Source organism: Pseudoxanthomonas sp. 97-1-1, from assembly GCF_057773125.1.
The window spans coordinates 108,068-124,220 of record NZ_JBYMTJ010000004.1 but is presented as its reverse complement, the minus strand read 5'-3'; the positions used below and the strand labels follow the sequence as shown (position 1 = coordinate 124,220).

13 protein-coding genes are annotated in these 16,153 nt (G+C 67.6%); 5 read left to right on the top strand and 8 right to left on the bottom strand.

What is annotated here, in order from left to right; genetic code table 11:
• Window positions 1–59 precede the first annotated feature (59 nt).
• The gene (locus AC3DET_RS15840) at window positions 60–1,775 is read right to left on the bottom strand and encodes an ArnT family glycosyltransferase (protein WP_488392236.1); all 1,716 of its coding nucleotides are present in this window, start codon (window positions 1,773–1,775) and stop codon (window positions 60–62) included.
• Window positions 1,776–1,902: 127 nt separating this feature from the next.
• On the opposite strand from AC3DET_RS15840, the gene AC3DET_RS15835 reads away from it, so the two are divergent.
• Genes AC3DET_RS15835 through AC3DET_RS15825 form a run of 3 tightly spaced genes read left to right on the top strand, consistent with a single transcriptional unit; the run spans window position 1,903 to window position 4,557 of the window.
• Window positions 1,903–2,607 carry a response regulator transcription factor gene (locus tag AC3DET_RS15835; RefSeq protein WP_337732537.1) on the top strand — a complete coding sequence of 235 codons (705 nt, stop codon included), beginning with the start codon at window positions 1,903–1,905 and terminating at the stop codon, window positions 2,605–2,607.
• A complete protein-coding gene (locus AC3DET_RS15830) occupies window positions 2,591–3,850 on the top strand; it encodes a sensor histidine kinase (RefSeq protein ID WP_337732413.1) in 1,260 nt (419 codons plus the stop codon). The genes AC3DET_RS15835 and AC3DET_RS15830 overlap by 17 nt, the downstream gene beginning before the upstream one ends.
• Window positions 3,851–3,909: 59 nt before the next feature.
• Window positions 3,910–4,557, top strand: coding sequence for an MliC family protein (locus AC3DET_RS15825; RefSeq protein ID WP_337732412.1), 648 nt, complete (start codon window positions 3,910–3,912; stop codon window positions 4,555–4,557).
• A gap of 48 nt (window positions 4,558–4,605) precedes the next feature.
• On the opposite strand, the gene AC3DET_RS15820 is transcribed toward AC3DET_RS15825, so the two are convergent.
• The 3 genes from AC3DET_RS15820 to AC3DET_RS15810 all read right to left on the bottom strand — a co-directional run bounded on the left by AC3DET_RS15820 (window position 4,606) and on the right by AC3DET_RS15810 (window position 8,756).
• Window positions 4,606–5,271: a DUF3011 domain-containing protein gene (locus tag AC3DET_RS15820; protein WP_337732411.1), complete on the bottom strand. Its 666-nt coding sequence runs from the start codon at window positions 5,269–5,271 to the stop codon at window positions 4,606–4,608.
• A 92-nt stretch (window positions 5,272–5,363) separates the two neighbouring features.
• Window positions 5,364–6,593 carry a multifunctional CCA addition/repair protein gene (locus AC3DET_RS15815; RefSeq protein ID WP_337732410.1) on the bottom strand — a complete coding sequence of 410 codons (1,230 nt, stop codon included), beginning with the start codon at window positions 6,591–6,593 and terminating at the stop codon, window positions 5,364–5,366.
• A gap of 201 nt (window positions 6,594–6,794) precedes the next feature.
• Window positions 6,795–8,756, bottom strand: coding sequence for a transglycosylase SLT domain-containing protein (locus AC3DET_RS15810; RefSeq protein ID WP_488392235.1), 1,962 nt, complete (start codon window positions 8,754–8,756; stop codon window positions 6,795–6,797).
• Between the two features lie 61 nt (window positions 8,757–8,817).
• Here AC3DET_RS15810 and AC3DET_RS15805 point away from each other — a divergent pair, with 61 nt between their 5' ends.
• Together AC3DET_RS15805 and AC3DET_RS15800 are read left to right on the top strand one after the other, a co-directional pair.
• Window positions 8,818–9,615, top strand: coding sequence for a sulfite exporter TauE/SafE family protein (locus AC3DET_RS15805; RefSeq protein ID WP_488392234.1), 798 nt, complete (start codon window positions 8,818–8,820; stop codon window positions 9,613–9,615).
• A gap of 214 nt (window positions 9,616–9,829) precedes the next feature.
• Window positions 9,830–12,670: a TonB-dependent receptor plug domain-containing protein gene (locus AC3DET_RS15800; protein WP_337732407.1), complete on the top strand. Its 2,841-nt coding sequence runs from the start codon at window positions 9,830–9,832 to the stop codon at window positions 12,668–12,670.
• Window positions 12,671–12,774: 104 nt separating this feature from the next.
• Here the strand turns inward: AC3DET_RS15800 and AC3DET_RS15795 are convergent, their stop codons facing one another.
• The 4 genes from AC3DET_RS15795 to AC3DET_RS15780 form a co-directional block, all read right to left on the bottom strand.
• A complete protein-coding gene (locus AC3DET_RS15795; protein WP_488392233.1) occupies window positions 12,775–13,545 on the bottom strand; it encodes an endonuclease/exonuclease/phosphatase family protein in 771 nt (256 codons plus the stop codon).
• A gap of 23 nt (window positions 13,546–13,568) precedes the next feature.
• Window positions 13,569–14,396 (bottom strand): thiol:disulfide interchange protein DsbA/DsbL, encoded by an 828-nt coding sequence (locus AC3DET_RS15790; RefSeq protein ID WP_446538867.1) that lies wholly within the window; start codon window positions 14,394–14,396, stop codon window positions 13,569–13,571.
• A gap of 96 nt (window positions 14,397–14,492) precedes the next feature.
• Window positions 14,493–15,143 (bottom strand): thiol:disulfide interchange protein DsbA/DsbL, encoded by a 651-nt coding sequence (locus AC3DET_RS15785; protein WP_488392232.1) that lies wholly within the window; start codon window positions 15,141–15,143, stop codon window positions 14,493–14,495.
• Between the two features lie 131 nt (window positions 15,144–15,274).
• Entirely contained in the window at window positions 15,275–16,045 is a 771-nt protein-coding gene (locus AC3DET_RS15780; RefSeq protein ID WP_337732403.1) for a c-type cytochrome, read from the bottom strand.
• Window positions 16,046–16,153: the final 108 nt, after the last annotated feature.

The window sequence follows — 16,153 nt, the reverse complement described above, 5'->3', positions numbered from 1 at the left end:
CGGAAACGCGTTAAGTCACGCGCGAATGATTCCCGCCTGCACGCGGCGTTGTTCCGGATTCAGTCTTCGCTGACATCCGCCGACCAGTCGGGTGGCACATCGCAGGCTTCGATCCAGGCATTCCCGGGTGCAAGGATCCATGCACGCCGGTTGGATGCGCCGATGTCGACCACCTTCGCCGGATCCAGGCACGGGCCGATGGCTTCCCTGCGCAGGAAAAGCCAGCGCTTCGCCGGTGCTTGCAGCAGCCACGCGTGCGCATGCTGCCACTGCGCCGCCCAGGGCTGCTTGAAGCCGAAGTCGGTCACGGGCCGGTCTGCCTGCAGCAGATGCTGTTCGCGCCAGCCCAGCATGGCCAGTTCGGCATCCGGACCGATCCGCTCGCCGACGCGCTGCATCAACGCCTGGGCCGAACTGTCGGGGCTGAGCGCCGGCATGAAGCCCATGCCATACGACGTCCACAGGGCGGCCGTCACGGCGACCAGCGCCACCGCCACATGTCGTCGCGCGGCGACTATCGCGGCGAGTGCCACGACGGCGAATCCCAGCAGCCATCGGCTCAGCTGCGCGACCGTCGCCATGTCCATGCCGCGGCCGTCGAGCAGTGCGTGCAGGCGCTCGGGGGGCGCCATGGACAGCCACGCGCCCAGCACCCCTGCGACCAATGCCAGCACGGCCATGTACGACCACAGCGTTGCGCGCACCGCGCGTCGTCGCAACAGGCCCGGGAGCAGCGGTGCCGCCGCCACCGCCAATGCCGGCAGCATCGGGAAGATGTAGACCTCGCGCTTGCCCGGGCTCGCGCTGAAGAACACCAGCACCAGCGCCGCCCAACCCAGCAGCAGGACGTGGCGTGCATCCGGCCGGCGCACGCGCCGCCACCACGCGGGCAGCAGCCACGGCGCCAGCAGCACGCCGGGCAGCCACAGCGTCAGCATCGCTTGCAGGTAGTACCACGCGGGTTTCACGTGATGCCATGCGTTGGCATAGCGCGTGCCGGTCTGCTTGAACAGCATCTCGCGCGCATACGCCTGCAGCGCGGAATCCGGGGAAGAGAGCGCCGTCGCGAGCATCGGCACGAGCCAGGTGCCCGCGCCCAGCAGGAATCCCGCCACGCCTGCAAGCACGTGCACGCCACGCGGTGCGGGCAGCGCGCGGGATGCCGTCCGTCGCGCCCACAGCCACGGCAGGAACACCAGCAGCGGCAGGAAGCCGACACCCTTGGTCACCGTGCCCAGGCCGGCGGCGAAGGTGCCGAGTGCCAGCAACCACGGACTCGGCTTCTCCAGCAGGTAGCGCAGCAGTGCCCACAGCGACAGCGTGGTCATGGCCACCAGCACCATGTCGATCTGCGCGCGCTTGGCCTGCAGGGCGAACTGCAGGCAGACGAACAGGCCGGAGACGGCGTAGGGCACCGTGTGCCGGCCCCACAGGCGGCGCGCCAGGTCACCGGACAACCCGAGGGTCAGCAGCGCGGCCAGCAGCGACGGCAGCAGGAATGCCACCTGCCAGTTGCGCACCAGCAGGTAGCTGGTGGCCTGCAACCACATGAATGTCGGAGGTTTCTCCGCATACAGTTCCGCACCGCGGTGCGGGAACAGCCACTGGCCGGTCTCCACCATCGTCCGCGCGGCCAGCACGAAGCGTGGTTCGTCCGCCGGCATCGGCTCGCGCATGCCCAGTCCCGCCAGCAGCGCCCACAGCATCAGCACGAGCAGCAGAGGCGTCTGCCAGCCGGGGGCGTGTTGAAGGCGCATCGGGCGCATGGGGGGCATGCCGGTCTGCAACGCGGCGCATGATCGTGGATGATGGGGCGTAGGAGATTCGTCGGAATTCCGACGGCGCTTCGACGTCCGGCCTGCGATGCTGCCGGTCCTTCCCCTGCTGGCGCGGACCTTGCCGATGCGGCTGCTGGTCATCGAAGACAACCGGAACCTGGTGGCGAACCTGTTCGATTACTTCGAGGCGCGCGGCCATACCCTGGACGCGGCGCCCGATGGCGTGACCGGCCTGCACCTGGCCAGCACCCAGGTCTACGACGCCATCGTGCTGGACTGGATGCTGCCGCGCCTGGAGGGCCCGGAAGTGCTGCGCCGCCTGCGCGAGGAGCACGACTCCAGCGTGCCGGTCATCATGCTGACCGCGCGCGACGAACTGCCCGACAAGATCGCCGGTTTCCGCGCGGGCGCCGACGACTACCTGACCAAGCCGTTCGACCTGCCGGAACTCGAAGTGCGGCTCGAGGCGCTGATGGCGCGGATGCACGGCCGGCAGCGGCGCAAGGTGCTCGAAGTGCACGACCTGAAACTCGACCTCGCCACGCTGGAGGCTACCCGCGCCGGGCAGGTGCTGCATCTGTATCCCGCCTGCCGCAAGCTGCTGGAAACGCTGATGCAGGCCAGTCCTGCCGCCGTCACCCGGCAGCAGCTGGAACATGCGCTGTGGGGCGACCACCCGCCGGATGGCGACATGCTCCGCTCGCACATCTACGAATTGCGCCGCAGCGTGGATGGCCCATTCCCGGTGAAGCTCATCCAGACCCTGCCCCGCACCGGCTACCGTCTGGCGGTCACCCATCCGGAGGGACGCGATGGAAAAGCGCCGTAGCCTGCATGCGAAAATCAGGCGCCTGCTCGGTGGTTACGCGGTACTGCTGGCCGCCATCATCATCCTGGTCTTCGCTGATGACTTCCTCGAGGACTGGGTCTGGAAGTCGCTGCTCCAGCAGGAGATCGTGCACTACGTCCAGCAGAAGGCCGCAGATCCGGGCCACGAATGGCGTGACACCGGCGCGATACAGCTCTACCGGGTGCCGGGCCGCCAGCCCCCGCCCGGTCTGTCGATGCTGCCGCAGGGCGTGCACGATGATTTCTGGTTCGGCGGGCGCGAGAACGTGGTGCTGGTCCAGCGTGTGCAGGGCGTTGACTACTTCGTCGTGCGCGACATCACCGGGATCGAGACCATCGAGGACGCCCTGCTCCTGGGATCACTGGGCCTGGCGTTCATCGCGCTGGTGGTCATAGGGGTGATGGTCGCCCGGGGGGTGCGGACTGCGCTGCGCCCCCTGTCCGACCTGGCGAACGACATCGGGGCACTTTCTCCCGATCATGCCGGCCAGCGCGTGGTCGTGGCGGATGGCGCCAGCTCCGAGCTGCACGTCATCACCAACGCCCTGAACGATTACCTGCGCCGCCAGGATGACTTCGTCGAGCGCGAGCGCACCTTCATCGATACCGCCAGCCACGAGCTGCGTACGCCTATCGCCATCATGGCGGGCGCCAGCGAACTGGCGCTGGAGCAACCCGGCCTGCCGGCGCCGGCGCGCCAGCAGGTGCAACGCATCCATCGCACGGCCCGCGACGTGGAGCGCCTGATCGCCCTGCTGCTGACGCTCGCCAAGGACCCGGCACGGTTGTCGCGCAGCAACGAAGTGGTGATGCTGCATGAACTGCTGCCGGACATCATCGACGACCACCGCCACCTGCTGGCGGGCAAGGATCTTTCCATCGTGGTCGACGAACTGCTGCCATGCACGGTGTCCGCGCCACTGCACATCGTCCAGGCGGCCATCGGCAACCTGCTGCGCAACGCCATCGAGAACAGCGACCGCGGCGAGATCCACATCCGCCTCGACGCCGATGCCACCGTCACCCTGCAGGATCCCGGGCACGGCATGACGCCGGAAGACATCAGCCGCATCTACGCACAGCTGGCGCGCGGCGGCAGTCGCGAAGGTGGCGGCATCGGACTGGATCTGCTGGCACGCCTGTGCGAACACCTGGGCTGGACGCTGTCGATCCAGTCGGCGCCGGGGCGCGGCACGATCAGCCGGCTGCGCCTCTCGCGCTGACGGCACGCCTTCACGCGATCGGCGCTAGCATGCGCCGCACCCCGTGCCGGAGACCGCCGATGAAGTCGCCCCTGTTGTGCTTCCCTCTGCTCCTGCTGGCAGCCTGCGCGCCCGAAACCCCCGCGCCTGCCGCTACAGCGCCCGCCTCCGCGCCCGCCGCCACGGCTCCTGCCGCGAACGTGGCGGCGCCGGAGACCACTCCCGCGCTGGCACCGCCCTCGTTCGATTGCGCCAAGGCCGCCAGCGAGGCGGAGAAGCTGGTCTGCACCGACGCCGAACTGGCCGCGCTCGACCGTCAGCTTGCCACGCGTTACGCGGAAGCCAAGGACGCCGACCCTGCGATGCAGCGCGGCTGGGTGAAGGGACGCGACGAGTGCTGGAAGGCGGACGATGTGCGCCTGTGCGTGCTGGAGTCCTACAGGACCCGCCTGGTCGAGCTGGCGATCCATGCGCCCGGCCTGGTGGTGCCGAAGGCGGTGGAATACCGCTGCGACGACAACAGCAAGCCGTTCACGATGACCTTCTACAACGACCTCGATCCGGCGGCGGCGGTGATGACCTGGGGCAACGACCAGGCCATCGTGTTCCCGCAACCGGCAGCCAGCGGCGCCAAGTACGGCCGCGGCGGTATCGAGTACTGGGAACACCAGGGCGAAGCCAGCGTGGACTTCTTCGGCAACAAGCTCAGCTGCCGGCCTGTCCCGTGACCATGAGGGAAGGACGCCAAGCGTCCTTCCTCCACGGGCTTCCGACGTTCAGCGAACGCGGCGGTAGCGCACCTCGTTGTGCCGGTCCCCCACCTGGGAGGTGACCAGGCCGTCACGGGACTGGTCGATGTCGAACGTGGTGTTGCCGACGTTGAGGCGGCCGTCGTTGATCCAGCCGTTCACGGTCTGGCCACCGGAACGGGCTTTTGCGCGGCCATCGGAGTCGATGGTCAGGGTTACGTCGCTGTTGTACATCGGGTTGTAGCCTTCGAACGTGCCGATCATCCAGCCGGGAACATACGACGTATGCCGCGGCCCCTGGTAACGGTCGTCGTCGTATTTGTTGTCCTTCTTGTCCGCGTTGGCGGCGATGGCACCGAGGATGGCCGCGCCGATGAGCACCCCGGCCGCCACCTTGGCATCCTTGTTGCCGTCATGGTGGCCTGAAGAACTCGTGTGCACGCGGAAGGTCGCGCGGCAGCCGTCATCCACCCAGATCTCGCGGCGGTTGTAGTCCCAACTGCGGCCCTGGACGCATGAGGTGCTGGACAACTGGCGGTCCAGGGTGACGTAGGCCGAGGTGGAGATCGGGCAACTCTGGTAGCGGTCGTTGCGGCTTTCGCAGGTGACATAGTCATCGTCGGCCCGGGCTTCGGAGCCCCAGAGGCCGGCGCCGGCCAGGCAGAGGTACAGAATGGTGCGCGTGCATTCCATGACGGACCCTCGAGTGATGGGATGGCGTGATGCGGCTCCCGTGCCGCGAACGCGACAATACCCGCCCAGGTGTGAAATGGGATGCGGGTGGATCAGCCGCTGATCCGACGGGCGCGCTGCACGGCGGCAACCCGCGCGGCGCGTACGGCGTCGCCGATCTGCGGCCCGGTCATGCCGTCGCAGGCCACGTCGCGGGTGCTGACCTGCCGGGCCGCCTGGTGCAGGCGCAGCAGTTCCCGGCCCTGCGGATAGTCCGCCTCTGCATGGTCGCCACGTCCGCGTTTGTCCGCCTCGCAGACCGTGGCCAGCCACGGAATGCGCTCGGGACGGCGGAAGGCATCGCAGCGGGTGAGCAGCTCCACGACCGTGGCATCGCGCAGTTCGGCCAGGCGATGCACGTTGAGATGCTCGCGACACGCCATCACCGCCAGCTCGCGGTAGTCGGCCGGCACCTTCAGGCGCTCGCACAGGGCGAGCACGGGCCTGACGCCCGCGTGCTCGTGCCCGATGTGCTTCGGCAGCATGTCGGCCGGCGTCAACGCCTTGCCGAGGTCGTGGGTCAGCGCAGCGAACCCGATGCACGCATCACCGGGCGCCAGGCGCGCGGCCATGTCGCTGACCATTTCCTGGTGCACGCCCGTGTCGACTTCCGGGTGATACTCCGCGCGCTGCGGAACGCCGTACAGCGCATCCACCTCGGGCAACACCACGGCCAGCGCCCCGCAGGCACGCAGCGTGGACAGGAAGGCAGAAGGCGTCGTCGACGCCAGCGCGCGCCTGAGTTCCTGCCACACCCGCTCCGGCACCAGCGCGTCGAGTTCGCCACTGGCGACCAGTTCGCGCATCAGCGCCATCGTCTCCGGCGCAATGGTGAAACCCAGCGATGCAAAGCGCGCCATGAACCGCGCCGCGCGCAGCACGCGCAGGGGATCTTCGACGAAGGCCTGGCTCACGTGCCGCAGCACGCGCGCGTCGATGTCGCGCGCCCCTCCGTACGGGTCGATCAGCGTTCCGTCGGCGTCCTGCGCGATCGCATTGAGGGTGAAGTCGCGCCGCTGCAGATCCTCTTCCAGCGTCACGGAGGGATCGGCATCGACCACGAAGCCACGGTAGCCCCGTCCGCTCTTGCGTTCCGTGCGCGCGAGCGCGTACTCCTCGCCCGTATCGGGGTGCAGGAACACGGGGAAGTCGCGACCGACCGCCTTGAATCCCTGCGCTTCCATCGCCGCCTGGGTGGCACCGACCACGACCCAGTCGCGGTCGCCGGGCGCCAGCCCAAGCAACCGGTCGCGCACCGCGCCGCCGACGAGATAGATCTTCATGCCGGCATGATGCCGGATTGGTGCGTCCGCCGTCTGCTGTCGACCTCTGCAGGAGCGACGTGAGCCGCGACCGGAAAAGCGGAACGATGTGACGCCTGATGGAGCGACTGCTCCTGACTCGCAGCGGAGCATCCGCATACCTCAGGATGCAGAGGGGCGAGGTCGCGACTGACGCCGCTCCTGCAAGGAGCGCATCCGCCTTCAGCTCTTCGGCATCTGCGCCGTCGGGCAGGTGAAGGCTTTCCGCTTGGCCTGCACGCGCCCCATCATGCGGTCGGTCACCGGCAGGGCGGTGCCGTTGAGGCGCCAGTCGTAGATCACGCTGAAGGCGAGCACGCGCGCCACGTACTCGCGGGTTTCCTTGTAGCTGATGGTTTCGATCCAGACGTCGGGGTCGAAGCCCGGTCGCTGCGCCTGCCAGCGCGCGGTCGGCGCCGGTCCGGCGTTGTACGCGGCGATGGCGACATAGGGCACGCCGTACTTGTCTTCCATCTCGCGCAGGTACGCGGTGCCGATGGCGATGTTGGTGTCGGCGTCGTACAGGCTCGCCGCGCCCGCATACGGAATGCTCCATCGCTTGGCAACGCCGGCGCCCGTGCCGGGCAGTACCTGCATCAGCCCCATGGCGTTGGCACCGGAGCGCGCCTTCGGGTTGAAGATGCTCTCGGCGCGGATCTCGGCCGCGACCCAGGCCGGATCGATGTTGTGCTTCGCTGCTTCGCGCTTGATGGTGTCGTCGTGGTGCAACGGGAAGCGAAGCGTATACAGGCGCTGCTCGTCCGGCTGCCTGCCGAGCGAGAACACGGCACGGTCGAACCAGCCGTTGTCGCGCGCCACCTCCACCGCGATGCGGCGCTGGGTATCGTCGAAGCGCGACAGCGCCTCGTTCCACTCGGCGGTCGCCCAGCCGGGCCGCTCCAGTTGCCACAGCTCCATCGCGCGGACGATGGCCGGATCGCGCGCGACCATCTGCTTTGCGGGGGCGGGGTCATTCGGGATCCAGGCGCACAGTGCGTAGGGCTGCTCCAGGCGGTCGGCCGCCAGGAAGCCATGGAACGTGGGGCTGGCGGCGGTTTCCCGGAACAGGCGTTGCGCGCTGGCGCGGTCACCCGTCTTCTCGGACATGCGCGCTTCGAAATAACGCCAGCGCGAATCCGCGCGCTGTGCAGGCGGCATCTTCTTCAATGCCGCCAGCGCGGCCGGCCAATCGCCACGCGACAGGGCCTCGCGCACGCGCCATTCATGCAGGCGTTCGTCGTAGGCGGACTCGGGCACGTTGCCCAGCCGGCGCGCGGAATCCGGACCGTAGGAGGCGACCGTCCACAACGCGACCTGGTACAGCACCTGTCCGCGTTCGGATTCGCCCATCCCCAACGCATCGGCGTACTGGGGCAACAGGCGCACGGCGGTGTCGGGGTCGTTCTGGGCCAGTCTGGCCAGTCCATGCGCGGCCATCCGCCGGCTGCGTTCGGTCTTGGGCCAGTTCAATGCGCGCGGATGGATGGCGTCGATGAAGGCGGCGTAGTCGGCGGCCAGCGCGCCCTCCTCGGCGGGCAGCCCCCGGGCAGCCGAGCGCATCACGCCGGTCTGGCGTTCCGCGGCCGCTGCCTCGATGCGTTCCCAGCGCAGCGCGGGAGTGAGTCCACCCTGGCTCGCGAGCACGTTGAAGACCGGCTCGCAACCATCGGGCAGCGACTTCGCGCCCTTGCGCCAGATCGCCTGCGCCTGCTGTGTCCACGCGGCATCTGTGCGGCCGGTGGCCTGGCGTGCCTGCAGGTGCGCGCATTGCAGGGAGAGGTTTTCAGTGGGCTTCCACGCGGCGAGGAAGGTGGGCCACTCCTGGCGCCGCGCCAGCGCCGCCAGCCACAGGGAACGGAATTGTTCGGCCACGGCCTGGCCTTCGTGACGTTTCAGGAAGGCCTGCGCCTGCGGTGTCGATACTGCATCGATCTGGCGACGCAGCGAGGCGAACTCGACCCAGCCGTACAGCGGGTGGCGGACGAGGGCGGATGACGTGGCACCATCGAGGCGACCGGCTTCCGCTGCGGCGAGCGCGTCGCGGACGACTGGACGTTGGGTGTCGAGCGATTGCGCGCGCGATACCGGCGCGATGCACAGGCCCGCGAGGGCAGCGAGTACGATGACAGGGGGGATGCGGATCATGCCGGGGACTATACCCAAGCCGGCTGAACCTCCCTGTAGACAGGCGATGACGAGGTGATGCTTGGATGGTGTTTGGATTTTCCCTGTACTGGGCGTGCTGGCCGGCATCCTCGCGGGCCTGCTCGGCATCGGAGGCGGCCTGGTGCTGGTGGCCGCACTCGCGTGGATACTCCCGCTGCATGGCATTCCGAAAGAAGCCGCAATGCATGCCGCGCTCGCCAGTTCACTGGCGAGCATCGTGCTGACGGCCACGTCGTCCGCGTATGCGCACCATCGTCGCGGCAGCGTGTTGTGGCCCACGGTGGCGTGGATGGTGCCGGGCCTGCTGCTGGGTGGTTGGGTCGGCAGCGGTCTGGCGGTGTACCTGGATGACGACGTGCTGCGCTGGATCGTGGCCGGCTACTGCTTCATCGCAGGCGCGCAGATGCTGTTCGGCGGCAACGCACACCCCGAAGGTCGTGGCGTACCCGCCCCGCGCGGTGCCGGCATGAGTGTGGCGGGCACCGTGATCGGTGCAGTGTCGGCGGTGGTCGGTATCGGGGGCGGCAGCATGACGGTGCCGCTGCTGGTGTGGCGCGGTGTGCAGCCGGTGCGCGCGGTCGGCACGTCCAGTGCATGCGGCGTGGCCATCGGGCTCGCAAGTGCCGCGGGTTATGCGCTGCACGCACCGCCGGGTGCGTTGCCGGCGCATGCGGTGGGTTACATCTATCTTCCGGCCGCCATCGGCGTGGCGGTCGCCTCCGTCCTTGCCGCACCCTACGGCACGCGACTGGCGCACCGCATTGGCGGCAAGGCGCTGAAGCGTGTGTTCGCCGTCTTCATGGTGGTGATGGGGATCGCGATCATCGCCAGTGGCTGATCGCAACGCGCGCTACACACATTTACTTGTTAATCATCGTGACGGCTGTGTGTAGAAACTCGCGGTAAACCTGTTTATGTCCAGATAATCACCGTTACCTTTTTCAAAACGGTGACTTGTTTCCGTTGTGGGTGTTTTACCGATTCTTTACAACGATGGGCAAGCCGCTTTAGGCATCGGCCGTGCGGCCCAATCCCTTCCGGAGAGAGAATCCATGAACGCACGCCGCCACAAATTGGCTTCGGCCATACAACTCGCAGTGCTTCTCGCGTTGCCTGCCACCGTCCTGGCCCAGGAGGCCACCACGCTGGACACGATCACCGTGACCGGCAGCCGCATCAAGCGTGCCGAGATGGAGGGCCGCGTACCGGTGCAAACGCTGTCACGCGAAGACATCGAGCGCTCCGGCCTGACCTCCATCGGCGACATCCTGCAGGAACTCACCGGTTCCGGTTCTGCCCTCAACACCAAGTTCAATTCCTCCGGCAACTTCGGCTTCTCGCCCAATGGCGATGGCGTGGGCGCTGGCTCGGCACAGGTGGACCTGCGCAACCTGGGCCCGAAGCGCGTGCTGGTGCTGGTGGACGGGATGCGCTGGGTCAACGAGTCTTCCGCTTCCGGCGTTTCCGCGGCGGTCGATCTCAACACCATTCCACTGGCGCTGGTGGAGCGCATCGAAGTGCTCGAAGACGGCGCGTCGTCGCTGTACGGTTCCGATGCCATCGCCGGCGTGGTCAACATCATCACCCGTCGCAACTTCGATGGCGGGCAGGTCACGCTCAACTACGGCCAGTACGACAAGGGTGACGGCGAGATCACCGGTGCCGACTTCGCGTGGGGCTTCGACACCGAGCGCAGCAACCTGTTCCTGAGCCTGAGCTACACCGAACAGAAGGAAGTCAGCTCGGCGGACCGCTACATCTCTTCGATCCCGATCCAGGGTGGCAGTTCGCGCATCCTCGGTGGCCGCTACGCCTTCACGGATCCGAACGGCAACGAATACGACCTGTCGGTGAAGCCCGGACAGACCAACCCGGTCTACACGCCCAACCTGCCGGACTGCGATTCGGGTGTTGCGCGCACGGACGGATTCCAATGCTTCGACTTCGGGCGCGATGCCTTCAACTATGCGCCGTACAACCTGCTCATCACCCCTTCCAAGCGCATGGGCGTGTTCGGCCAGTATCGCTTCTCCATCACCGAGCAGCTGAACTTCTATGCGAAGGCGCTGTACAACCGCCGCGAATCCACCAACCAGGCCGCGCCGGAGCCAATCGACCTCGGGCCCGGCGCGGGCACCAGCTACACGGCCGACCTGGTCATACCGGCCAACCATCCCTACAACCCGTTCGGCTTCGATCTGGTGGGTGGGCCCGGCGGCAACATCGGCACCATCCGCCGCCGCCCGCTGGAAGGCGGTCCCCGCATTTTCGAGCAGGAGGTCGATACGCAGTACATCGCGGCCGGGCTCGAAGGTTCCTTCGGTGGCGAGCGACAGTTCTTCTGGGACGTCAACGCGGCCTTCAGCAAGAACGAAGCGGACCAGACCAACCGCGGCAGCTACAACGCGCGCAACATCGCCACGGCCTTGGGCGATCCCGCGGTCTGTGCGGCCACGAACGGGTGCACGCCGCTGGATATCTTCGGCTTCGACACCATCACGCCCGCGATGCTTGCCTACATCAGCCCCCTGTTCCGCGACCGCAGCGAACAGAAGCTGACCCAGGTCACCGCCAATCTGAGCGGCGCGCTGTTCCCGGCGTGGGCGGGTGACGTGGAGTTCGCAGCAGGCGTCGAGTACCGCAAGTACGAAGGCAGCTACAACCCGGATCCGCAGACGGTGGCCGGCGAGTACAACGGCGTGCCGTCGCTGCCGACATCCGGCGAGTACGACGTCAATGAAGCGTACGTGGAATTGAACGTGCCGCTGTACGCGCAACAGGATGGCGCGGGCAAGCTCGACCTGAGCCTGGCTGGCCGCTATTCGGACTACTCGACCTTCGGTGGCGAGTTCACGCCAAAGTATGGCCTGCGCTGGCAGGTGGCCGAGGACCTGGTGCTGCGCGCGACATATGCGGAAGGCTTCCGCGCGCCGTCGATCGGTGAACTGTATGGCTCGCAGAGCCGCTTCGATGCCTTGCTGGTCGATCCTTGCCTGGTACCGCCAAGCGCACCGGCCGGGTCCGTCGCGCCGGTCGCATGCCCCGGCGTGCCGGTGGGCGCACGGCAGAATGATCCGCAGATACCGGTGCTGACTGGCGGCAACCCGGAACTGCAGCCGGAAACCGCGCGCAGCTTCAGTGCCGGACTGGTGTTCAGTCCTTCGTTCGCGGAAGACGTGGCATGGTCGGACAAGCTGGACTTCGAAGTGACGTACTACCGGCACAACCTGGAAGGCGCCATCCAGGCCATCGACGCGCAGACACAGCTGGATCTGTGTGCGACCACGCAGGATCCCCAGTACTGCACCGGCATCAACCGCCTGGCATCGGGCGAGATCGATACCTTCGCCAACTTCCTGATCAATCTCGGCTCGATCAAGACGGATGGCTGGGATGCGGACGTGTTCTGGACGCTGCCGGAGAGCTCGATCGGCCGCTTCAAGTTGAGTTGGCAGAACACCATCGTGACCCGTTACGAAGCCCGCGGTGCGGGTGGCCAGTTGCAGCCGCAGGCCCCAGGCATCGTCGTCAACGACACCGCGATCCCCGAGTGGACGTCGACCGCGACGCTGGACTGGAAGCTGGGCAACTGGAATGCCGCGTGGAGTATCCGTCACCTGTCCGAGATGGAGGAGGCCTGCCTGGCGGCGGATCCGTCCGAATTCTGCGACACGCCGACCCGCAATACGCTGGCCGCCACGACTTACCACGACCTGCAACTGGGCTATGAGTTCGAATGGTTCAAGGGGCTGCAGCTGACCGGTGGCGTCAACAACGTGTTCGACGAGGATCCGCCGGTGTGCACATCGTGCTCGCTCAACGGCTACGAAGCCTCGACCTACGACATTCCCGGCGGTCGTTTCTTCTACGTGCGTGCGAACCTGCGGTTCTGAGACATCGCATTGCCTGCAGTACGAAGAAGCCGGCGTCTGCCGGCTTCTTCATGTGGCATGCCGTGACGGCGCCGCGATCCTTGGCCCTGGCATACGGCGAGTTGTCAGCGCAACGCGATGTCCGGCACGTCGATGTCCATCGCCAGCGCAAGATGGTCCGAATTCGCGGCGGGCATGGCGCGTGCGTTGTCGGTGCGCAGGCCTTCGCTGACCAGGATGTGGTCGATGGCGCGCTGCGGGCGCCAACTGGGGAACGTGGGCACGCAGAATGCCGGAGGAAGCAGACGGGTGCGCTTGTAGAGCAGTTGCATTTCCGGCGTGTCGGGCACGCAGTTGAAGTCGCCCATCAGCACCGCATGCGGATGATCCGACAGCAGTTCGCCGATGAAGGCCAGTTGCGAGCGGCGCGAGTTGGCGCCCAGCGACAGGTGCGCCACGGCGACCGTGAGCCCTTCGTCACCCTCGCCGAAGCGCGCCATCAGCACGCCGCGACCGCTGATGCGGCCGGGCAGGCTGTGGTCGGTGACCTCCACCGGTTCAAGTTTGCTGAGCAGGCCGTTGGCACTGCCGGCGACCCGCGCGACATTGCGGTTGGGCTGGTGCGTCCAGTAATCGAAGCCCGCGCGCTCGGCCAGGTAATGCGTCTGGTTGGTGAAGCCCGAACGCAGGCTGCCGGGATCGGCCTCCTGCAGGCCGACGATGTCGTGCTCCCCGGCCAGCTGCGCGATCAGGTCCAGGCTGCCGCGCTTGTTGCCCGCCGGCAGCGCATGCGACCAGCTGCGGGTCACATAGTCGCTGTAGCGGCGGGTGCTGGAGCCGGCCTGGATGTTGGCGCTGAGCAGCCGCAGCCGCCGCGTGGCCGGAGAGTCGATCATGGAAGTGGGGGCTTCCGTGGCGTTCAGCGGCGTGCGCGTTCCATCGCGACCAGGTGGTCGGCGATGCGCAGCACGTCGGCGTAGGTCTGGCCGCCGGTGACGCGGTACTTGCCGTTGACGATGATGGTGGGGGTGCTTTCCGCTCCGGCGTTCTTGGCGAACTGCATGCCGCGGGCGACCTGCGAGTTGGTGCCGAAACTGTTCATCAGCGACACGAACTCCTTCGCGTCCACGCCGTACTGGGCATACCACTGCGCGATCTGCGCCGGATCCGCCGGCGGCTTGCCTTCGCCCGGCAGCGAGCGCTGCAGGTGGATGGCGCTGAACACCGCGTCATGGGTCTTGTCGACCAGGCCCTTGGCCTGGGCCGCGTAGAACGCCTTGCCGTAGGGCGCCCACACGGGACCGAAGACCACCGGCACGTAGGTCACGCGCACGTCGGCAGGCTGTTTCTTCTTCCAGGCCGAGACTTCGGGGGCGAAGCGGGCGCAGGCCGGGCAGACATAGCCGAATACCTCGACGACTTCGATCTGGCCGTTGAGCGGCGCGTACGGCTGGCCATTGGGGATCTCGACGTAGTCCGTGCCGGCGACCGGCGGCGGACCCTGCGGCGGCAGGACCGGGTTGGTGTTGGCGGTTGCCGTGCTGTCGGCACCGTCGGCCGGCGCTGCGGTCGCGGCTTCGGCGGAAGCTGCCGGCGCGTCGGCGGCGGGCGCGGTGGTGGCATCGGTCGTGGTCGCTGGTGCGGCGGGCGCTTCGGCGGCAGGCGTGGTGTCGGTGGCCGGCTTCGGACCACAGGCCGCCAGCACGGGCAGCAGCAGGGACAGCATCAGGACGTGACGGGATTTCATCGCGCGAGCTCCAATGGTTCAGAGGAAAAAGGTGCCGGCCGGGCCGGGGACATCACATTCTGCATGGCGCCCTCAACGGCCGCCATGACGGGATCGTCACTTGCGGCCGCGTTCGCGGGCGACGAGCCGGTCGGCGATCTTCAGCCTGTCGCTGTAGTTGCCGCCGCCGGTGACGCGGTACTTGCCGTTGACGATGATCGTCGGCGTGCCTTCCACGCCGGCGGCGGTGACCCAGTCGCGCGCCCTGGCCAGCTGTGCATCGACCTCCGGGCCGCGCAGGGCGGCCAGGAACTTCGCGCGGTCCACGCCCTGGCTGGCATAGAACCCGGCGATTTCCTCGGCGGATGCACTCTGGATGGGCAGGTTGCCGGTCTTGTGCAGGGCGTCGAACACCGCCTGGTGGGTGCGCTCCTGCACGCCCAGCTGCTGCGCGGCGTAGAAGGCGCGTGCATAGGGAATCCAGTAGCCGCCGAATGCCGCCGGGACCGGCGTCAGCTGCACGTCGCGCGGCAGCTTCTTCTTCCAGGCGGCGAGCGTGGGTTCCAGGTGCGCGCAGTGGATGCAGGTGTAGCCGAACACCTCCACGACCTCGATCTTGCCCTTGGCGGGCGCGAACGGCTTGCCGTCCGGAATCACTTCATAGTCCTGCCCCTCGACCAGTGGGGGCGATGCGGGCGGTGCGGCAAGGGTGGCGACCGGCAGCAAGGCAAGCAGGGTGATCAGCACGGGCAGCAGACGCGAGGCCATCGGGATTCTCCAGACTGGAACGGGACGTCCCGCTCCGGGGCGTCGCGGAAAAAGAAACGCCGGCCATGGTGGGGCCGGCGCGATGAACAGGAGCTTGCACTTCCGGCCGCGCGACGCGGCCGCATGCAGGATTACTTGGCGGCGGCCACGTCGTCGGCGCGGGCATGCAGGCCCTGCAGGTAGCTGGCCAACGCCTGGATTTCCTGCTCGGTCAGCGGCGCGGCGACCTGCGCCATGATGTTGTGCAGGGTCGGGTCCTTCAGCGTGGTGGTGCCGGCCTTGTATTCCTGCAGGCGACGCACGGTGTAGTCCTGCATCTGCCCGCCGATGTGCGGGTAGGCCGGGCCGGGGTTGCCGGCGCCGGTGGGGCCATGGCACGCCATGCAGGCCGGCACGCCGCGCGCGGCGTCGCCGTTGCGGTACAGCTGCTGGCCCACTTCGTAGAACTTCATGTCCTTGTAGGGGCCCTCGGCGACGATGCTGTCGTCGGCCAGGCCGGCACCCGACTTCTGGGTGGCGAAGTACGCACCGACGTCGCGCATGTCCTGCGCATTGAGGGTCTGGGCGAACGGGGCCATCACGGCCGCCATGCCGGTGTTGCGCTCGCCCGAGGCGAACAGCGCGAGCTGGTGCGCGATATAGCGCTCGCTCTGGCCGGCGATGCGCGGGTACTGCGGATCGCTGGGGTTGCCGTCGGCGCCGTGGCAGGCCGCACAGGCGGCCGCCTTGGTCTGGCCGGCCTTGGCATCACCCCAGGTGGTCTTGGCGAGGTTGATGTCCAGCGGCGCGGTCTCGACCGGTGCATTGTCCGGCACCGGAACCACGGTGGTCTGTGCAAAAGCGACTGCGCCCACGGCCAATACGGCCAGTCCGGCAAGTCCCATAACGCGAGCGTGGCGCATGCTAAAGCTCCGAAACCCTAGACGATACGCGGCGCAGAATGCAGCCGCGAAACCGTTGAATTATCCCTGCGCCGGGGCGGTCCGGTCAATTCAACAGGCTTCCGGCAT

What these genes read in the sequence shown, in the direction of transcription:
- AC3DET_RS15840 (WP_488392236.1), bottom strand. Translation starts at nt 1,775, where the DNA reads ATGCCCCCCATGCGCCCGATGCGCCTTCAACACGCCCCCGGCTGGCAG.
- AC3DET_RS15835 (WP_337732537.1), top strand. Translation starts at nt 1,903, where the DNA reads ATGCGGCTGCTGGTCATCGAAGACAACCGGAACCTGGTGGCGAACCTG.
- AC3DET_RS15830 (WP_337732413.1), top strand. Translation starts at nt 2,591, where the DNA reads ATGGAAAAGCGCCGTAGCCTGCATGCGAAAATCAGGCGCCTGCTCGGT.
- AC3DET_RS15825 (WP_337732412.1), top strand. Translation starts at nt 3,910, where the DNA reads ATGAAGTCGCCCCTGTTGTGCTTCCCTCTGCTCCTGCTGGCAGCCTGC.
- AC3DET_RS15820 (WP_337732411.1), bottom strand. Translation starts at nt 5,271, where the DNA reads ATGGAATGCACGCGCACCATTCTGTACCTCTGCCTGGCCGGCGCCGGC.
- AC3DET_RS15815 (WP_337732410.1), bottom strand. Translation starts at nt 6,593, where the DNA reads ATGAAGATCTATCTCGTCGGCGGCGCGGTGCGCGACCGGTTGCTTGGG.
- AC3DET_RS15810 (WP_488392235.1), bottom strand. Translation starts at nt 8,756, where the DNA reads ATGATCCGCATCCCCCCTGTCATCGTACTCGCTGCCCTCGCGGGCCTG.
- AC3DET_RS15800 (WP_337732407.1), top strand. Translation starts at nt 9,830, where the DNA reads ATGAACGCACGCCGCCACAAATTGGCTTCGGCCATACAACTCGCAGTG.
- AC3DET_RS15795 (WP_488392233.1), bottom strand. Translation starts at nt 13,545, where the DNA reads ATGATCGACTCTCCGGCCACGCGGCGGCTGCGGCTGCTCAGCGCCAAC.
- AC3DET_RS15790 (WP_446538867.1), bottom strand. Translation starts at nt 14,396, where the DNA reads ATGAAATCCCGTCACGTCCTGATGCTGTCCCTGCTGCTGCCCGTGCTG.
- AC3DET_RS15785 (WP_488392232.1), bottom strand. Translation starts at nt 15,143, where the DNA reads ATGGCCTCGCGTCTGCTGCCCGTGCTGATCACCCTGCTTGCCTTGCTG.
- AC3DET_RS15780 (WP_337732403.1), bottom strand. Translation starts at nt 16,045, where the DNA reads ATGCGCCACGCTCGCGTTATGGGACTTGCCGGACTGGCCGTATTGGCC.